General features: G+C 71.2%; 10 protein-coding genes. 2 read left to right on the top strand and 8 right to left on the bottom strand.

Features of this window, described 5'->3' with window-relative positions; translation table 11 throughout:
* Nucleotides 1–719 precede the first annotated feature (719 nt).
* Nucleotides 720–1,547: a dimethylargininase gene (gene ddaH / locus ABB07_RS40335; protein WP_341845930.1), complete on the bottom strand. Its 828-nt coding sequence runs from the start codon at nt 1,545–1,547 to the stop codon at nt 720–722.
* 337 nt (nt 1,548–1,884) lie between these two features.
* A complete protein-coding gene (locus tag ABB07_RS40330) occupies nt 1,885–3,207 on the bottom strand; it encodes an ATP-grasp domain-containing protein (protein WP_208904023.1) in 1,323 nt (440 codons plus the stop codon).
* A gap of 690 nt (nt 3,208–3,897) precedes the next feature.
* Here ABB07_RS40330 and ABB07_RS40325 point away from each other — a divergent pair.
* Together ABB07_RS40325 and ABB07_RS40320 are read left to right on the top strand one after the other, a co-directional pair.
* Nucleotides 3,898–4,347 carry a nitroreductase family deazaflavin-dependent oxidoreductase gene (locus tag ABB07_RS40325; protein WP_244189863.1) on the top strand — a complete coding sequence of 150 codons (450 nt, stop codon included), beginning with the start codon at nt 3,898–3,900 and terminating at the stop codon, nt 4,345–4,347.
* A 49-nt stretch (nt 4,348–4,396) separates the two neighbouring features.
* Nucleotides 4,397–5,509: an acyl-CoA dehydrogenase family protein gene (locus ABB07_RS40320; protein ID WP_208904022.1), complete on the top strand. Its 1,113-nt coding sequence runs from the start codon at nt 4,397–4,399 to the stop codon at nt 5,507–5,509.
* 63 nt (nt 5,510–5,572) lie between these two features.
* Here ABB07_RS40320 and ABB07_RS40315 read toward each other — a convergent pair whose 3' ends face one another.
* The 6 genes from ABB07_RS40315 to ABB07_RS40290 all read right to left on the bottom strand — a co-directional run bounded on the left by ABB07_RS40315 (nt 5,573) and on the right by ABB07_RS40290 (nt 18,951).
* Nucleotides 5,573–7,066 (bottom strand): IMP dehydrogenase, encoded by a 1,494-nt coding sequence (locus ABB07_RS40315; RefSeq protein ID WP_208904021.1) that lies wholly within the window; start codon nt 7,064–7,066, stop codon nt 5,573–5,575.
* Between the two features lie 389 nt (nt 7,067–7,455).
* Nucleotides 7,456–8,643: a PLP-dependent transferase gene (locus tag ABB07_RS40310; protein WP_208904020.1), complete on the bottom strand. Its 1,188-nt coding sequence runs from the start codon at nt 8,641–8,643 to the stop codon at nt 7,456–7,458.
* A 78-nt stretch (nt 8,644–8,721) separates the two neighbouring features.
* Nucleotides 8,722–10,047 (bottom strand): diaminopimelate decarboxylase, encoded by a 1,326-nt coding sequence (gene lysA, locus ABB07_RS40305; protein WP_208904019.1) that lies wholly within the window; start codon nt 10,045–10,047, stop codon nt 8,722–8,724.
* Nucleotides 10,044–17,237: a non-ribosomal peptide synthetase gene (locus ABB07_RS40300; protein WP_208904018.1), complete on the bottom strand. Its 7,194-nt coding sequence runs from the start codon at nt 17,235–17,237 to the stop codon at nt 10,044–10,046. Before ABB07_RS40300 ends, lysA begins: the two co-directional genes overlap by 4 nt.
* Complete coding sequence (locus ABB07_RS40295) at nt 17,234–17,947, bottom strand: DUF6875 domain-containing protein (RefSeq protein WP_208904017.1); 714 nt, start codon at nt 17,945–17,947, stop codon at nt 17,234–17,236. The genes ABB07_RS40300 and ABB07_RS40295 overlap by 4 nt, the downstream gene beginning before the upstream one ends.
* Nucleotides 17,944–18,951, bottom strand: coding sequence for a TauD/TfdA dioxygenase family protein (locus ABB07_RS40290; RefSeq protein ID WP_208904016.1), 1,008 nt, complete (start codon nt 18,949–18,951; stop codon nt 17,944–17,946). Before ABB07_RS40290 ends, ABB07_RS40295 begins: the two co-directional genes overlap by 4 nt.
* Nucleotides 18,952–19,228 lie beyond the last annotated feature (277 nt).

Below are 19,228 nucleotides of genomic sequence, written 5' to 3'. Positions count from 1 at the left end.
TGCCTGCGCTCCAGCCACCGGTGACGCTCCGTGTCACCGGGCGTGCCACGCTTCGCGCGGCCCGATTGCGGGCCTGACGGCCCGGGCTGGCAGCAGGAGTGGGCTGGGTGTGATAGTGACTGGCCGTCAGGGTGGCTGACTGGCCGGGAAGCCAGACCTGCTGTGCAGAGGGCGGCCTCATTGCTTCAAAATCTGATGCGGATGGAGTCTGGAAAAGATCACGCCTCCCGGGACGGAATCTCCGCACCGCTGTCACCGGACAAGTGGAGCAGCCTGTCACCGGCCGGCACCCGGAACCGGCAGCCACCGTAGAAAGTAGGCCCGAGCAGACCGTGTCTGGTACCTCCCGCACGGGTGAACTCGCAGCTTCACACAACGCGCCACCTGGGCAGGCCTCCTGGCGCGGCACCAGTTCGCCTGGTCTCCTGGCTCGGATGAGGGCAGGTCAAACTGCATGACAGGCAGGCTTGCTGATCAGCAGTCACCCCTCGGAGTGTGGGCGCATGTTGGGGCTTTGTAGCCGGGTGGTTGGGGGCAGCCCTGCATGTCTTCGGGCATGGCCTAGGACAGCTGCATCGGGTGAAACTTCGTGGTCGGAGCCCGCTGGGTACCGCACGCGCGGAACCTGGTGAGGTGATGCTTTCTCCGGTCCTGCTGCGGGTTACGCCTGTCCGTCTGAGACCTGAGCCGATGCCCCAGGTCTCAGACACTTGTTCGAGTCAGCGAAGTTCGAGCGTGCAGCACTTGACGCTGCCACCGGCCTTGAGGAGTTCGGTGAGGTCGACTCCGATCGGTTCGAATCCGCGTTCCCTCAGGCGCTGCTTGAGGTGCACGGCGGCGTCCGGGAGAAGGACATGGCGGCCGTCGGAGAGCGCATTGAGGCCGAAGACCTCGGCGTCCTCGGCTGTCGCGAGGATGGCGTCGGGGAACAGCTCGCGCAGGACGCTCTGGCTGCCAGGGGTGAACGCCTCAGGGTAGTACATGATCTCGGTGTCGGAGAGGACGGCCAGTGCGGTGTCCAGGTGATAGAACTCGGGGTTCACCAGGGTCAGCCCGATCACCGGAAGCCCGAAGAACTCCTGGGCCTCGGCGTGCGAGCGGGGGTCGGTCCGGAAGCCGGCGCCGGCCAGCACCGTGCGCCCGACCACCCGGTAGTCGCCTTCACCTTCGTTGACGTGTTCGGGCCAGTGGACGTCACCGTAGCCGTGCTCGACGAACCAGGACAGGTATGCCGGGCCTTCCGCGGTGCGCTCCACGTGTCGGAACCTGGCCGCGAGCACGCGGCCGTCGATCACGGTTGCACCGTTCGCCGCGAACACCATGTCAGGGAGCCCGGGAAGCGGATCGATCACCTCGACGGTGTGGCCCAGGCTCTCGTAGAGGTTCTTGAGTTCTACCCACTGGGCGTGGGCGAGTGAACTGTCCACCGGCTTGGCCGGGTCCATCCACGGGTTGATCGAGTACGTCACGTCGAAATGCTGCGGCGGGCACATCAGGAAGCGCCGAGGGGTGGCCACCCGGGTCTGAGGCGTGTCGGTGGTCGACAAAGGGTTTTCCTCGTTCTTTGAAGTCGCGCGCCGGGGCGCAGGGTCTCTGCTCCCCGGCAGGTGGGTGAGTTGCAGGGGCGGGGAGGCGCTGTCAGTCCGAACTCCCTGCCAGAGAAGACGTGATGCCCACTCGTCCGACGGCGAACCAGGCGGGAATCAGGGCCAGTACCGAGACCGACGTGCTGCACGGCACCCGGTCCAGCCCCCGTCGGACCGGACACCGCATCATTTCCCAGGCGGTGCACGGGCATTGCACAGCAGGAGGGGTGCCGGGACGACGCCCCGGCACCCCTCGTGTCCGCTGCGTCGGCCGCCGTGTCCGGAGGTCGCGCGGCTATCAGCCGTCCTCGCGCCGGTAGCTCGCCATGAGCCGGTTGTCGTACCCGAGGGCGGACTGCATCCTGTGCAGATCCCTGCCTTTCGTGCCGGCCGGGATGACCGTGATGCGGTCGGCGAACCAAGCCAGGACCTCCTCCGACCGCTTGTGGAACTCATCGAGCGTCCCGGTCGTGATCATGACCTGGCCGACGCGCTTGGTGGTGTCGGAGATCGCGGCAGGCAGGGACGCACCCACCAGGTGGCCGAGCAGGACGTACTCGACGTCGGGAAGACTCATGACCTCGTCGTGCGACGGCACGTCGAAGAGAATGCCGGGGGGCGACGTAATGTACGTGCTGCCCACGACGCCGGGGCGCAGGCTGACCGTGACGTCCGGCTCCTCCCCGATCGCCAGCGACAGCGCGGCCTCACCGAGGTCGACGCCGAACTTGCACTCGACCTGCTCGTGCATGAGGGCGCCACCCCGCCGCGCGCCGCACTCACTGAAGTACACCTCGCCCTGGTGGTGGAACAGTTCCATGTGGAAGACGCCGTCCGTCAGGCCGAGCGCCTCCAGTGCGTCCTGGGCGACGGGCACGGCGAGGTCGAAGGTCCACGCGTCCGTGACCGGGTCGAACCGGCGTATCTGCAGGGGCGCTTGCGACTCGACCGTGCTCAGGCAGGTCTGGGTGTACGGGGCCACCGACGCGAAGACGATCTTTCCGTTGTGGACGACGCCGTCGACCATCCACTCGTCGCCCTGCTGGAACTCCTCCACCACGAAGGTGCGCGCGGAGCCGGCCTCGGTGCGGAAACGGCGTACCGTCTCGTGCAGTTCGTCCGTGCTGCGCACCGTTGCGGTCTGCCGGGTCGCGGCTCCGGTGACGGGCTTGATGACGCCCGCCGCGAACGGCAGCTCGGGCAGGGCGTCGTCGTGGATGTCCTCCAGGACGAGGGACCGGGCTGTGGGAATGCCACGGGCCCGCACAGCTTCCTTCTGGAGGTACTTGTCCCGGAAGCGCAGCGCCACGGCCGGGGTGATCCCCGGACAGCCGAGGGCCTGCGCGAGCACGGCGACGTTGACGAGCGCGTACTCGTTCGTGGTGGTCACGGAGGCGAAGCGTTCCTCGCCGAGTCCGGCGCGGGTGAGCGCGGTCAGCACCGCCTCGGCACTGCACTCATCCTCCACGAAGACGGGAGTGACGCAGTCCGGGAGGGCCGGAAGCCCGCTGTCCCTCCAGTACGGGCCGTAGACGACGACGGCGGGGATGCCGCGCCTGCCGCAGGCTCGCAGAACATAGCGGTCGACTCCGACGAGCAAGGGGCGTGGGCGCGAGGTCATGATGTCGAACCTTCCAGTGCAGCGTCGGCCGGAAGCGGGCTCTGGTCAGGGCAGTGCCGGCTGCAAGCTCCCCGGCGAGGTCTCCGGTTCCGGCGAAGCTGCCAGTGCCCGGCCTGAGGATCCGGCGCGACTGAAGCCCGGTGACCGGGATGAGGATGAGGCCGCCGTACGGCAGCCGCCCGGGAATCCCCATTCTTGGGGAATCTCCGTTTGTGCCCTCGAGTTCTCCGGTATTTGTCCGGCCATAGGTCTAGTTGGGCACAAGTTAACATCATGATCACAGTGAGAGTGATGGACTCGTCCTGTGACGATCATCACATCGGGATAGTTGGAATCGACTCCACGCGCAGTGCAGTCTCGTGATTCACCGCGGCCGGGAGGAGCGGATGAGTCGACTCTATTTCTGCTTTCCCCGCTGCATTCCTGCCATGGCGTTGAAATTGGCTTCTTTTGTTCGGCGGGATTTCACCGTATGTCCGGATCGGTGTCGGGTTCGTTATTCGCTCGGCGGCGGGCAGAGGTGCGATGCCGGGTGTAATCTTCTGATGCATTGTCAATCGTCAACTCGCCAAATTCATGTGCGGATGATTGCAGTGGACGTACGGACTGCCGAATCCTCCGCACGCTGCGGGCCGGTGTCGTCCGAAGTGCCCCGTATCCCTGCCAGATGAAGAAGGAAGCCTGTCTGCCGTGACCGCCCCGGACCCGTTCGCCATCGCCCCTACCGACAGCCGCGTCAACGGGATCGCCAACCATGCCCGCCGGTACGCCGCCACTGCCGGAGCCGAGGGCCACGATTGGAAGGGCGCCGAGACCCTGCTGCTGACCACCATCGGCCGCCGCAGCGGTCTGCCGCGCCGCACCGTCGTCATCTACGGCCGCCACCAGGACGCCTACGTCGTCGTCGCATCCAATCTCGGCGCCGACAACCACCCCGACTGGTACCTCAACCTCCAGCAGCGCCCCACGGCCCTCATCCAGGTTCGCGACCAGCAGTTCACCGTGCAGGCCCGCACCGTCACCGGCGAGGAGCACCGGCTCCTGTGGAAGCTGATGACCGGCCTGTGGCCCGCGTACGACACCTACCAGCAGTCCACCCAGCGCCCCATCCCCACCGTCATCCTCCAGCCGCAGTCCTAGGACCCCGCCCCGTGTGCGCTGCCACCCGAACCCCTCCAGGCCCGCCCAAATGACGCTCATGCCCTCCCCGCCCGTGCTCGAGGTCGAGGCCGCCGCGCTGTCCGCCGCCGAGCACGCCCCCCATACCGACCGGGCCGGCCGGCTGCCCGACGCCGTCGCCGAGGCACTCACCGGCACCGGTCTGCTCGCCCACTTCGTCCCCCGGGCCTTCGGCGGCGCCGCGGGACGGTTCGACGACTGCCTGCCCGCGCTGCTCCGCCTGGCCGAGGCCGACCCGTCCACCGGATGGTGCGCCGCGGTCATGACCTCCATGAGCCGGATGGCCGCCTACCTGCCCCCCGCCGGGCAGAAGGCCGTGTGGGCGCACGGCCCCCACGTGCCCATCGCCGGCACCCTGCAGCCGGCCGGCATCGCCACGCCCACCCGCGGCGGATGGCTGCTGTCCGGACGGTGGCCCTTCTGCAGCGGGGTCCACCACGCCCGGTGGGCCCTGCTGTCCGCCGTGCCCGAGGGCGCCCCCGGCCCGCGGTTCCTGCTCGTGCCCCGCTCGGCGTGGACCACCGAGCCGACCTGGAGCGGCGCGGTCGGCTTACGCGGCACCGGCAGCGACACCCTCGTCCTCGACACGGAGGTGTTCGTCCCCGACGGTCGCTCTTTCACCCGCGAGCAGTTGTTCACGGCCGTGGACCTGCCCGCGGACGGGGACTGCTACCGCGTACCGCACGAGGCGATCAGCGGGCTCTTCTTCGCCGTTCCGCTGCTCGGTGCCGCGCGCGCGGCGCTGAACGCGTGGACCGCGGCCGCGAGTCGGCACCCGTCGGCGGGCTCACTGCGCGACAGTGATGCGGCGCTGGCGACCGCCTCCGGGAAGATCGACGCCGCAGACCTCCTGCTGCGCCGGGCGGCCCGTACCTGCGACGAGCCCGACGCGCTCACCGCACTGCTCGCCGCCCGCTGCCGGCGCGACCACGCCACCGCCGCCGGGCTCCTGAACGAGGCTGTCCAGGCCCTCTTCCACAGCGCGGGGGTACGCGCCACCAGCGGCACCAGCGCGCTGTCGCGGCTGTGGCGGGACGCCAGCACGGCGGCGCTCCACCCCGCCCTCGCCGTCCCGCCGGCCGCCCAGGAGTACGCCACGTCCCTGCTGCGGCGCGCCGAGTGAGCGGCGGACAGCCCCGCGCCTTCGGCACTGAGGCCGAGGGCACGGGGCCGTCCGGTCGGCCGGTCACTCCCCGGCGTCGATGGCGGGCCGGCGTACCTCGATCTCGGCGCCGGTCTGCTTGAACGACTCCGCCGACACCGGGACCAGCACCGCGTCCCGGTGGAAGTCCCGCAGGGTCGTCGACCCGCAGCTGATCATGGTGGAGATCAGCTTCGCCCGGGTGCGCTCCACGTTGTCGTACAGGCTGCCCGCGTAGGGGACGTAGCCGTCGACGCCCTCCTCGAAGACCATCTGGCCGCGCTGGCCGTAGCGGGCCGCGTTCTGGGCGCGCCGCGAGCCCTCGCCCCAGTACTCCTTGTACCACTGGCCGCCGATCTGCAGCTTGCGCGAGGGGCTCTCGTCGAGCCGCGCGAAGTAGCGGCCGAGCATGATGAAGTCCGCGCCCATCGCCAGGGCCATCGCCATGTGCGAGTCGTTGAGCAGACCGCCGTCGCAGCACAGCGGAACGTACACCCCGGTCTCCTGGGCGTAGGCGTCGCGCGCCTCGACCACGGCGAGCAGTGCGGAGGCCTGCCCGCGGCCGATGCCCTTCTGGGCCCGCGTGGTGCAGATGGCGCCGCCGCCGATGCCCACCTTCACGAACGCCGCGCCCGCGTCGGCCAGATAACGGAAGGCGCGGCCGTCGACGACGTTCCCCGCACCGACGAAAACATCGTCACCGTACTCTTCCCGGGCGAATTCGAGGGTCCTTGCCTGGTACACGGAATAGCCGTCGGAGGAGTCCAGGCACAGCACGTCCGCGCCGGCCTCCACCAGGGCGGGAATGCGGTCCTTGAAGTCTCGCGAATTGATGCCGGCGCCGACGCGCAGACGCTTCTCGCCGTCCACCGACGCCCGGTGGTACGTCTTGTGGGCCTGGTAGTCCCGCTTGAGAACCAGGGAGACCACCCGGCCGTCCTCGAGCACCGGCAGTACGTCCAGGTGGTGCTGCCAGATGAGCTCGTTGGCCTCGGACAGGGTGACCGAGGCCTCGGCGGTGACCAGGGTGTCTCGGCCGCGCATCCGGTGGCCGACGGTCTCGGACGCCCCGTGCCTCTCCAGGTGGAAGTCGTCGAGGCTGATGATGCCGAGGAACTCGCTGTCCGTCTCGCCGCTCTGCGTGACCACGGCGACGCCCTGCTCGGTTCCGGAGAGCCGGCGGGTGACCTCGCCGAGCGGGGTCTGCGGCGCCACGGTGACCTCGCTGGTGCGGAAGCCGGCCTTGTGCCGCTTCACCGCGAGGACGTCCGCGGCCTGGTCCTCGATCTGCTGGTTCTGGTGGATAAACGACAGCCCGCCGACCTGCGCCAGGGCCACCGCCAGCGTCGGCGAGGACACCGCCTGCATGATGGCGCTCACCATGGGTGTGGCGATCCGGACAGCCGATTCCTCGCCGACCTGGTGACGCACCAGCGGCGCCCCGAGATCCACATTGTCCGGCGTGCAGTCCTCTGTGGTCAGGCCGGGGATGAGGAGGTATTCACTCAGCGTACGAGAGATTTCGGGGAGGATTTTCACGTCGTCTCCAGAAAGGAGCCTGCAAACCACTGCGGGTGAAATTGGCGAGGCTCGTACGGGCAGTGCAGGTTGTCGCCGCCCGGTAGCGCACAGTCGGAAGAATGCGCTCTCCGGAAACTGAGAGCGGGCACACCCGGCGGGACAGTGCTCGCGCGCGCGGCCGAATCGGCAGCGAGGTAACCACGACCCAACCTGCACGGTGCTGCACAGGCGCTGACTTCCATTACGCCATACGAGATGGTACCGCACCGCACATGTCCGCCCGCTGGGCAGCGAATTGCACCCCGCCCGGGCCTCCCGCCGCAGGCGTCGGCCGCCGCGCCCGCACGGAACCGCCGCAACGGAGGGGCGCCTGTGGCCGGGGCGGAGCGGCGTGGGCGGCCGATGACTCAGGACGCGGCGGAACCCCCAGCCCCGGACAAGACGTGGGACAGCGCCTGGTCGAGGTCCTTGATGATGTCCGCGACCTCGTTGCTGTAACCGAGGGCCAGCCGCACTGTGCCCCGCGGGACCCCGATGCTCACCAGCTCGTCGTCGGAGTACTCGAAGTAGGTGAAGAACGTGCTCTGTTCGATGAGCGTGTGCGGTGCGCCGAAGTTCGAGGCCATGAACGGCACGCGCAGCCGGTCGACGACCTCGGCGGTCTGCTCCTCGCTCATCCTGAGCTCGAAGGTGATGACCCCGCCGAAGCCGTTCAGGTACTGCTGCGCCAGCTTGAAGTGCGGGTGCGACTCGAGGCCGTTGTAGTAGACGCGCTCGACGGCCGGGTGCCCCTCGAGGAAGCGCGCGACCTCCAGGCCCATGGCGTTGACCCGCTCCATGCGCAGCTGCAGCGTGTAGAGGCTGCGGCGCAGCAGGAAGGCGGTGTTGCCGTCGACGATGGGTCCCGTCGTGTCCCGGTACCAGCGCAGCTTCTCGATCAGCTCCTCGCGGCCCGAGGCCACCCCGGCCACGATGTCGCCGTGTCCGCTGAGGTACTTGGTGGCGCTGAACAGCACCAGGTCCACGCCCCACTGCAGCGCGTAGTAGTTCGGCGGCGGCGAGAACGAGCTGTCCAGGGTGAGGATCACGTCCGGCCCGACGGCCGCCCGCACCCGCGCCACGTCGATCAGGTACATGTGCGGCGAGGAGGGCATCTCCAGGTGGACGAGCTTGATCCGGCCGCGCAGCGCCGCGACGTTCTCGATGAACGCCTCGGAGTCCCGGATGGAGAACTCGTGCACCACGACGCCGAACTTCGGCAGGATGTGGTGGAAGACGTTGCGCACCTGCCGGTACGACTCGGACGGCAGCACCACCTCGTCGCCCGCCTCGAGCAGCGCGAGGAACGCGGTGACGTGCGCGGCCATGCCGGAGGCGAAGACCAAGGAGCTCTCGGCGCCGCTGAGTTCGCTGAGCTTGTTCTCCACTTCGATCCAGGTGGGGTTGGAGTACCGGCCGTAGCGCCCGGCGGGCACGGACCTGTTGTGCAGGCCGTCCTTCACGTGGTCCGCGTTGTTGAAGTAGTAGGAGGCGCTCTGGTACGTCGGCGACTCGATGCTGTTGGTGTACGCATCCTGGGGACGCTGTTTGGTCATCGTGGCTCCTTGCTGGCGCGACTGGGGGCAGGTGGCTGCCGCCACGGCGGCCCGGGGGCCGCCGTGGCGGGTCGGTGATCAGCCGACGTCGAGGCGCATCAGGTCCTCGACCGTCTCGCGGCGCACGATTTCGCGGGCCCGGCCCTCGGCCACCGCGATCACGGGCGGTCTCGGGATCTGGTTGTAGTTGTGCGCGAGGCTGCGGCAGTACGCGCCGGTGCCCGGGACCGCGAGCAGGTCGCCGGCCCGGACGTCGGACGGCAGGTGGTCCTCGCGCACCACCACATCCCCGGCGTCGCAGTGCTTGCCGACGACGCGGACCAGCGCGGGAGGTGCGTCCGAGACGCGCCCCGCGAGCTGCACGGAGTACGTGGCGTCGTACAGCGCGGTGCGCACGTTGTCGCTCATGCCGCCGTCGACCGCGACGAAGGTGCGGATGCCCGCACGGTGCTTGACCGCGCCGACCCGGTAGAGCGTCACCCCCGCCGGACCGGCGATGGCGCGGCCCGGCTCGATGGCCAGGCGCGGCATCGACACCCCGAGCGCGGCGCACTCCTTCTCCACCACGGTCCGCAGGTTGTCGGCCATCTCCTTGGCCGGAGTGGGCACGTCGTGCTCGGTGTAGGCGATGCCGAAACCGCCGCCGAGATCAAGCTCGGGAAGCTCGATGCCGTCCTGGGCCAGCCGGGCCCGCAGCTCGGCCAGCCGCTTGGCGGCGGCCTCGAAGCCGGCCGTGCCGAGGATCTGCGAGCCAATGTGGCTGTGCAGGCCGCGCAGTTCGAGCAGGCCGCTGTCCGCCACCCGGCGCACCGCCTGCTCGGCGTCGCCGCTGACCAGCGAGAAACCGAACTTCTGGTCCTCGTGCGCGGTGGCGATGTGCGCGTGGGTGTCGGCCTGCACGCCCACCGTGACCCGCAGCAGCACTCCGGGCCTGCTGCCGGGAAAGCGCGGCACCAGTTCCTCGAGCCGGTCGAGTTCCTCGACGGAGTCGACGACGATGCGCCCGACCCCGTACGCGAGGGCCGCGGCCAGGTCCGCCTCCGACTTGTTGTTGCCGTGCAGCAGGATGCGCTCGGCCGGGAAGTCCACGGCCTTGGCGTAGGCGAGTTCGCCCTCCGTGCACACGTCCAGGCTCAGGCCGGTCTCCTCGGCGATGCGGGCGCTGGTGCGGGTGAGGAACGCCTTGCTCGCGTAGTAGACGTCGAAGTCGTGGAACGCCTCACGGAAGGTGGTGCAGCGTTCCCGGAAGTCGGCCTCGTCGAAGACGTACGCGGGTGTACCGTACCGCTCGGCTATGTCCGTCACCGGTACGCCGCCGATGATCAGCACCCCGTCTGGGCCCTGTTCGGCCGTGGCGGGCCAGATGCCGGGGCGCAGCGCGCGTATCTCGGGTGTCGTGGTCACGAGCCCTCCCCGGTGTGCTGCGGACGGCCGGCGGCCGCCGGGCCCAAGGCCTGCCGGAGTTCACCGGCGCTGAGCATGCTGACGTGATCGCCTGGGATCGTGGTGACGGCCACGGTGGCACCCAGTGGACGCCAGCCCTCGGGGGCGTTCTCGTGGCCCGCCGTGACGACCTCGGGCAGGCACATCGTCATCCGCGGCACCTGCCCGGTGGGCCGCCACGCGTCCATCGCCGCGTGGAAGCTCAGCCGCATCCGCAGCTTGCCGAGCAGCTGGTGGTCGAGGGCCCCGGGCCCAGCCGGGCCGAGCAGGTCGACGAGCGCCGCGGCACGCTCCGGGATCGGCAGCTGCCGGGTCGCGGCGAGCCCCTCGGCGATCGCGGGCTTCGTCTGGTGCGGGAGCTCGACGTGCGCGTGGTCGACCAGGGCGGCGTCCGGGTTCGCCGGCGGCTCGGCCGGCGTTGGGTCCATCACGATCAGGTCGTCGATGCGGTCGCCGTCGCCGTCCGTGTGTGCCTGGCGCGCGATCTCGTAGATCAGCGGTGCACCCATGCACCAGCCCGCCAGGGTGTACGGGCCGGAGGGCATCGCCGCGCGGATCTGGTCCAGGTAGCGGCGGGCCAGCGCCTGCATCGTCGTGCTCTCGCAGGTGTAGTCGTGCGGCAGGCCGTAGCAGTCCCAGCCACGGCCGAGCACACCGGCGATCGGCGCATACCAGTCGATCCGCCCGTCGACCGGGTGGATCATGAACAGCGTGCGCGCGGGCCGGTCGACCGGCGCGGTGGTGAGCGGGACGATCCGGGCGGCGCGCTCCACCTCGGCGGCGAACCGGTCGGCGACCTGCGCCGCCTCCTCAGCGGACAGCAGCGCCGGGTCGACGGACAGCCGGCAGATCACCGTGCCGTCCGCGGCCGGGGCGACCGTCACGTCGAGCGGGGTCGGCAGCACGTTGGCGGCGGCGATGGTCGCCGCCTCCGGAGCCGCGGCCGGCCTCAGCACGTAGTCGTCGGCGGGCAGTTGGTGCCCCCCGAGGTAGTTGAACGTGACCTGGGGCGATGCAACGGAGCTCAGCTGCCGGCCGAGCGGCGAGTGCGGGTGCAGGTAACGCGCCCGGCCGAAGCCGATACCGGCGTCTGGGACCGCAGCGAGCTGCCGGTCGACGGCGGCCGCGGCGTCGACGAGACGAGCCGGGTCCGCGTCGAGGTCGGTGAGCAGCGCCGGGTAAAGCGAGGTCAGCCAGCCGACCGCGTTCTCCGGGCCGCCCTCGCCGGACTGGGTCCGGCCGTGTCCCTCCAGCCACACGTACAGGTCCGGGCCGTCGCTGTGCGGGGCCAGCGCGCGGTGCAGCGCCGCCAGCAGGACCGACTGGGCGCCGATGTCGTGCAGCCGACGGGTCTCCTGCCCCAGGTACGTGGCGACCCGGTGCGACAGGCGGGAGCTCACCCGGATCCGGTCTGCGGCCCCGGCCGCCGCGGCGGCCTTCCCGGCACCGGAGAGCACCGGCTTGTGCGCCTTGGCCAGCGTCTCCCAGTGCGTCTCGGGGGCGGGTGCCGCAGTGGCCTCGGCGGGGATGCCCGGTGCCGCGCCGTCGGGCAGGTCCCGGCCCTCCCGCAGCGCCCGGTGGGCCCACTCGATGTCGTCGGTGAGGATCTGCCAGGACACCACGTCGACGATGAGGTGATGCGCGATCAGATACACCCAGGTACGGGAGCTGCCAGGGTCGCGCACCAGCGCGAAGTCCGCCAGCCGGCCGCCCGCGATGTCGATCTGACGGTGCAGAGCGCGCAGCAAGGCGTCGAGCCGCTGCTCGAGCGGCTGCTCGCCGTCCGGCACCGTGTGCTGGCTCAGCAGGTCACCGGCCGGCTCCTCGTCGAGGACGGCCCTCCAGGTGTCCCCGTCGCGGGTGAACCGGGTACGGAACGCGTCGTGGCGGCGGATCACCCAGCCCAGTGCCGCGCACAGAGTCTCCGGGTCGCCGTCGTCAGCCATCTCGAACAGGCGCGCCTGGTGGAAGTGGTCCGGGTTGGCGAACCGCTGGTCGAAGAACCAGGCCTGGATCGCCGTGAGCGGCAGCACGGTTCCGCCCGGCCGGCGTTCGGTCACCGCGAGGACGTCCCTGTCGGGGCGGTGGGTGATCAGGTGGTCCAGAGCGCGGACGGTCGGTGCGGTCAGCAGATCCGCGACGCTCACGTCCACACCAAGGGCCCGGGCCCGGGCGGCGGCCCGGATCGCCTGCAGCGAGTCGCCGCCGCAGGCGAAGAAGTCGTCGTCGAGGCCGGTGCGCGGCTGCTGGAGGGTGTCCCGCCACACCTGCAACAGCAGGCGCTGACGGGGCGTCTCCGGCTCGGCCGCCGGGCCCGAACCGGTCTGCTCCGGCGGTTCCGGCAGCTGCGACGCCTGGATCTTCCCGGTGGACGTACGCGGAAGCCGGTCCATGAGCACGAAGGAGGCCGGAAGCATGTACGAGGGCAGCCGTTGTGCCGCCCACTCCCGCAGGTGCTCCGGACCGACGGCGCTGCCAGCCGGGACGGCGACGTACGCGATCAGGCGCTGCGTACCACGGGACTCTCCCAGCAGCACCGCGGCGTCGGCGATGTCCGGGTGCTTCAGCAGACAGGCGGTGACCTCGCCGAGCTCCACGCGGAACCCGCGGATCTTCACCTGGTCGTCGAGGCGTCCGAGGATCTCGAATTTCCCGGCCCGCAGCCGGACCCGGTCACCGGTCCGGTACAGGCGCTGCCCCGCGAGTGGTCCGGCCGCAGGGACAAGGAACCGCTCAGCGGTCAGCTCGGGGCGGCGGTGGTAGCCGACGGCCACCCCGGGGCCGCCGATGTACAGCTCGCCAGCCGCGCCAGCGGGCAGCAGGCGCCCGTCCGAATCCAGCACCACCATGCGGTAGTTGGCCAGCGGTCCTCCGACGCTGACCCGCGTTTCCGCGCCGGGGGCCGCCGGGTACAGGCGCTCGGCGGAGCACCAGACGGTGCCCTCGGTCGGGCCGTACTCGTTGTCCAAGGCCGCATCGGGCAAGCGGACGGCGTGTTCGCTGATGTCGTCCGGGCTGCACGCCTCGCCGCCGATCGCCACCACCCGCAGCCGCGACTGCCGGCCGGCCGGCAGAGTCCGCACCAGCTGCCGGTAGAACGACGCGGTGAAGTTGACGTGCGTGACCTCGCACCGCTCGATGAGCGCACGGATGCGGTCGGGATCCCGGGCGTGATCGGCGGTGTCCGGGACCACGATGGTGCCGCCCGACCACAGCGTCCACAGCATCATGTGCGGTGCGACGTCGAAGATCACCGGAAGCGTGATCAGGGTCTTGACCGGCGCACCGCAGTCCGTGCCCGCCGCCTGGAGGTACCTGGTACGGGCGTGCACCGCGGCGCACGCGTTGGCGTGGCTGGTCAGGACCGCCTTCGGGGTCCCGGTGGAGCCCGAGGTGTAGACGAGGTACGCGCCGTCGGTCGGGCGGACGTCCGCGTCAGTGGGGGCGCCGGTATCCGGTGCCGTGCCGTCGGGCAGGTCGTCGGCGTACACCACGGGCACACCCGCGGGCGCGCCGGACGGCGCCGCACCGGGCAGGGCGGCTCGGTCGGCGACGACGACGCTCGGGGCGGCGTCCTCGTACATGGCGCTGGTTCGGGCCGGGGGCTGCGACGGGTCAATGCACACGTAGAGCGCGCCGGCCCGCAGCGTGGCCAGGATCGCCGCGACCAGGCCGAGGCCGGCGGGGCAGGTGATCGCGACGACCGCGCCGGCCGTCAGCCCCGCCTCGGTGAGCCGGTGCTGGAGGTCCCGGACGTGCCGGTCGAGCTGACGGTACGTCCACGACGAGCCTGCGTGCTCGAGGGCGACCGCGTCCGGGCGGTCGGCCACCGAGGCCGCGAAGCCGGCGTGCAGAGTGCCGAACGGCACCTCGTCGGCCGGGCCGGTGCTCATGGCCAGGACGTGCCGCGTCTGCGCGGCACCCAGCAGGTCCAGTTCACGGACCGGCTCGTCGGCCGCGCACGACAGCAGGCCCAGCACCGTTTCGAACCCGTCGAGGAGTTCGCGGGCGGTGTCCGCGTCGAACAGGTCGGTGTCGTACTCCCACAGGATGGTCATCCCGCCGAGTCCGCTCCCGTCGGGCAGGCGCGGGTCGGGTACGCACACCACGTTGATGTCGCCCTTGGCGGACGCGTTGTGCTCGATGACCAGGCTCGCCTGCACCGGCCCCATTTGCAGGTGCGGCCGGGGGGTGTCGTGGAACGCGAACATCAGGTTGAACAGCGGGTTCCGGCCGGGGTCGCGCGGCAGGTCCAGGCGGGCCAGCAGGTCGAGCAGCGGCAGTTCCTGATGGTCCTGCGCGCCGAGCACGACGTTCATCGTCGCGCGCAGGAGCTCACTCAGCGAACCGGCCGGGTCGATGCGCACGCGCAGCGGAAGCGCGTTGACGAACATGCCGAGGAGCCGGTCGGTGCCGGGCTGGCGGCGGTTGACCAGCGCCGACCCGAGGACGATGTCCTCCTCGCCGGTGTGCTGCCACACCTGCAGCGCGAACGCCGACAGGAACACCGCGAAGCGGCTCACCTCGTGCCGGGCGGCCAGCTCGTCGAGGCCCTTCATGACCTCGGCCGGGATGTGCGCGCTCAGCCGGCCGCCGCGGTACGACCGGGCCACCGGCCGGGAGCGGTCCGCGGCGAACGTCGCGCCGTCGCGGGGGCAGCCGGAGAGCTCGTGACGCCAGTACGCGACCTGGTCGGCGTAGTCGCCGCTGCTGCGCCAGGCGTGGTGCCAGGCGGCGAAGTCCCGGTACTGCACGGGCAGCACGGGCAGCTGCGGCTGCCGGCCGGCGACGATCGCGTCGTAGGCGTCGCGGAGTTCGGCCAGGAACAGCTGGGCGGACCAGCCGTCGTGCGCGAAGTGGTGCTCGACCTGCAGCAGCCGCCACTCGTCGGGGGCGAGCCGGAACAGGCTCCAGCGCACCAGCGGCAGGGTGGCGACGTCGAAGCCGACGGCGACCTCGGCGCGCATTCGAGCCGTGAGTTCCGTGTCGCGGTCCTGCTCGGGCAGGCCGGTGAGGTCGACGACCTCGACCTTCGCCTGCCAGGGCTCGTGGACGACCTGGATCGGCCCGTTGGATCCGTCGTGGAAGGTGGAGCGCAGGATCTCGTGCCGGGCCACGATGTGCGACAGCGCCCGCTGCAGCGCGGTGATGTCCACCGGGCCGTGCATCCGCAGGGAGAACTGGGTGTTGTACGCGAGCGCGTCGGGGGTCAGCTGGGTCAGGACCCAAATCTGCTCCTGCTGGCCGCTGAGCGGGTAGCCGGCGGCGCCCTCCGGTCCGGTCTCGGTGGGCGCGGTGCCGGGTTGAATCCGCGGACGATCGGACGGGGCCCCGGCACGGACCAGGGCGGCGATGTCCGTGATGGTCGGGGTGGCGAACAGGGCGCTGACCGGAAGGTCGACGGCGTGCTCGCCGGCGACGACGGCGGCGAGCTGGATCAGGGCCAGCGAGTTCGCGCCCAGCAGCAGCAGCGACCGGTCCACCGGGACGTCCGGCACGCCGAGGATGGCCGCGGCCGCGGCCGCCAGCTGCTCTTCCAGGGCGTCCGCCGGCCGGGCGCCGGCCAGGGCGGCGGCCGGGTCGGGCAGCCGCGCCTGGTCGATCTTCCCGGCCGCGGTCCGGGGCAGTTCGTGGAGCACGACGTACGCGGAGGGGACGAGGTACGCCGGAACCCGTTCGCGCAGATAGCGGTCGCAGTCGGCGAGGAGCGACGCCTCGTCGGCACCGTCCGCGCCGGACCCGGGAGCCGACGGGCCGGGGCCCGCGTCCGGCACCGGCACCAGGTAGGCGACGAGCGAGGTCGACCCGGAGGCCGAGGCGGCGGCACGTCCGGTGACGTGGGTCTGGAGGATGCGGGGGTGCTCCATCAGCACGGACTCGACGTGGCCCGGTTCCACGCGGTGCCCGCCGACCTGCACCTGCCGATCGGCGCGCTCCAGGAACACGAAGGAGCCGGAGGGGTCCTGCTGGACGAGGTCACCGGTCCGGTAGGCGCGCTCGCCGTCGACGGTGACGAACCGCTCGGCGGTCAGTTCCGGGCGGTTGAGGTAGCCGAGCGCGAGGTTGGCGCCGGTGATGACCAGTTCGCCGCTGCCGGTGGTGGGCCGGCCGCCGGCGTCGAGGAGGAGGTAGCCGGTGTTGCGTACCGGCCGGCCGATGGTCATCGGCATCTGCTGCCCGGTCGCGGCGTCGTAGACCAGGCCGTAGCTGGAGACGACGCACGCCTCGGTCGGGCCGAACTCGTTGAACAGGGAGGTGTCCGGCAGCAGGCGGGCGTGCCGCTCGATCACCGCGGGGCTCCACCGCTCGCTGCCGACGCCGACGGCCTTGAGGGTGGTGGGGGGCCGGCTCGCGGCGCGATCGAGGAAGACGCTGTACAGCGACGCCGGGTAGATCAGCTGCGTGACGCGGTGCTCATGCACCAGGTCGACGGTCCGGGCGACGTCGGTGAGGCCGACCGGGTCGATGATCAGGGTGCCGCCGGTCAGCAGCGTCCAGAACAGGACACCGGTGGTGAGGTCGAACGCCGGCGAGTGCAGCAGCAGCACCCGGCCGGCCGCCCCGAACCGGTCGGCGCGCGCCGCTGTGGAGTTCAGCAGCGCGCTGTGCGGGACCAGCACGCCCTTGGGTGCGCCGGTCGAGCCGGATGTGTAGATCACGTACGCCGGCTGGGAGGGGTCGACCGCCGGGTCCGCGGCCGGAGCCGCCGGCTGCTGAGCGATCAGGTCCTGGTACGCCCGTACCGGTGCGGTCGTGTGCTCGCGCAGCCGGGCGGCCCGGTCGGCGGTGGTGACGACCAGCGCCGGCCGGGCCTCGGCGAACACGTCCCGCAGGAAGGCGTCCGGCGCGTCCGGGTCGAGCGGCAGGTACACGGCCCCGGCGGCGAGCACGCCCAGCACGGAGGCGACGAACTCGGGTGAGCGCTCGAGGACCACGGCCACGATGGGGGCCTGCCCCGCCGGGGCAGACGGGGCGGGACCCGCAGCACGCACGCCGGCGGCGACGGCGCGTGCCTTCTCGGCCAGGTCCTGGTAGGTCAGCGACCCGGACGCGGTGACGACCGCGTCCGAGGTCCGGTGTTCGTGGTAGGCAGTCTCCAGAGCCGCGGCGAGCGTCGGCTCGGCGAGCGCGGCCGGGGGATGCAGGGTCACGATGACTCTCCCGATGAAAGGGCTTGACGGGCGGCACTCACCTTGGCCTCGAGGCCTTCCCGCGCCGCCGAGCTGAGCCGGGGGCCGACGTGCCGCTGATACGCCAGGAGGTAGCTGAGCAGGTCGGCCGGCGAGGTGCCGGGCTGATCGGCGAACAGCAGGTCGTGGGGGGTCATGGCACGGACGGCGAACATCGGCTCCGGGCACTGCATCACCGGGAACGCCCGGTTGTGTACACCGCCGACGGTGCTGTCCGCGTGGAACTCCCCGAGCATCAGGCCGCGTTCGACGGCCTCGGGCCGCAGCAGGCGGTGCCCGCCGTCGATGAAGCCGGCCGCCTGCTCGCCCGGCAGGCCGGGGAAGAAGCCGAGCAGGGCGGCGGTCGACCAGTGCGGCCCGGCGGCGACCTCCTCGAACAGGTCGAGCAGCAGCCGGCCTGCCTCGGCGGCGTCGGCGGGGGTCGTTCCGTGCACGGTGAGCGCGACCAGCCAAACCGTGTTGGCGCGTATGGCGGGCGCGAGCCGCGGACAGACCGCCCCGGAGCGGCCCAGGTGGGGGTGCGGCTGGGTGACGAACTCCTCCACCCAGCGCATTCCGGCCCGGTACTGGGGGTAGCGGTCGAAGACCGCGGCGGCGTCGGTCGTCCGGGTCAGCGACCCGGGGACGACCGCCGGCGCCGCGGCCGCGACCACGGTCCGGGCCGTGCTCACCGGGCTTCCTGCGCGGCCGCGTCGTCGCTGTCCGTCTTCGGCTCGACCAGCGGCACGCCCGCCAGCGCGTACGAGGTGAAGCCGTCGGGGCCGACGGGGATGTCACCGACGGTCGACGTCCGGTGCATGATGCGGACGTGGCCCTCCTCGGTGAGGTGGTCGATGTCGGCGGCGGCCAGGTGCGCGGTGGACCGGTTGTCCCACATCGCGAACGATCCCGGCTCCCAGGCGAACCGGCAGGTGTACTGCGGCCGGGTCAGCTCCTCGAAGAGCAGGTCGAGTATCCGGCGGCTTTCGACCGGGTTCATACCCAGGATGCGGGCGGTACGCGACGGGTTGACGAACAGGGCTTTCTCGCCGGTCTCGGGGTGCACGCGCACCACCGGGTGCACGGCCTCCCGCTCGTTCCCGATCATGTCGAGGGCCTTCTTCTCGACCGGGTTCCGCGGGTCCAGCTGCTGGGCCGGCCAGAAGGTGTGCAGGGCCTGGAGCCCGTCGATCATGTTCCGGATCGGCTCGGAGAGGCCCTCGTAGGCGGCCACCAGGTTCGTCCAGTGCGTGTCACCGCCGAACGGCGGGACCTCGTCAGCGCGCAGGAACGCGATCGCCGGCGGGTTCACCACCTGCGAGGCGTCGACGTGCCAGCCGCTGATGCTGGACACCCACTTGCTGCGGAACACCGCCTCGTAGTCGGCGCCCACCAGCCTCTTGTCGAGCTGCGGGGAAATCGTCAGGATCTGCGGGAACGGGTTGAGATCCTCGGTGTCCTGGATCCGGGCGCGGACCGCGAGCGGGCCGAAGCGCTGCGCGAAGGCGACGTGCGAGGCGTGGTCCAGGTGCTGGTCGCGGAAGAAGAGCGCCTTGTGCGTGTACAAGGCCTGGCGCAGTTCCTCAATCGTGGCGTCGTCGAGGTCGGTCTTCAGGTCGATGCCGTCGATGTACGCGCCGATGTAGCCCGCGGCCTGGCGCACGTTCAGCTTGGTTGCGGTTGACGTTTGCGACATGGTTCATCCTTGTCGTTCGTGTCGCGCCCGGTGGCGCGACGGAGCTCAATTCCCTGTAGGGCAGGCGTGATTGCGCGTAGCGGTGGTCGGGAGGGCGGACATGCGGTCCGGCGCACGGCGAAGGCCTGGGTGCCAGCGGGTTGTCACGGACGGTGTGTGGTCGACCCGGCCCCGTCCGGGCGTGCGGCCCCGGATCCCGGGCGGCCGTCGTGCTCGGCGGCGGGCCGCCTCGTCACGCGGCGCCGTACGCGCCGGGACCGGGCCGGTGATCTCCGCC

Origin of the sequence: Streptomyces incarnatus, from assembly GCF_001027185.1 — a bacterium.
GTDB lineage: Bacteria > Actinomycetota > Actinomycetes > Streptomycetales > Streptomycetaceae > Streptomyces > Streptomyces puniciscabiei.
Note: the sequence above shows the minus strand (reverse complement) of the source record. Positions and strands in the feature narration are given on the sequence as shown.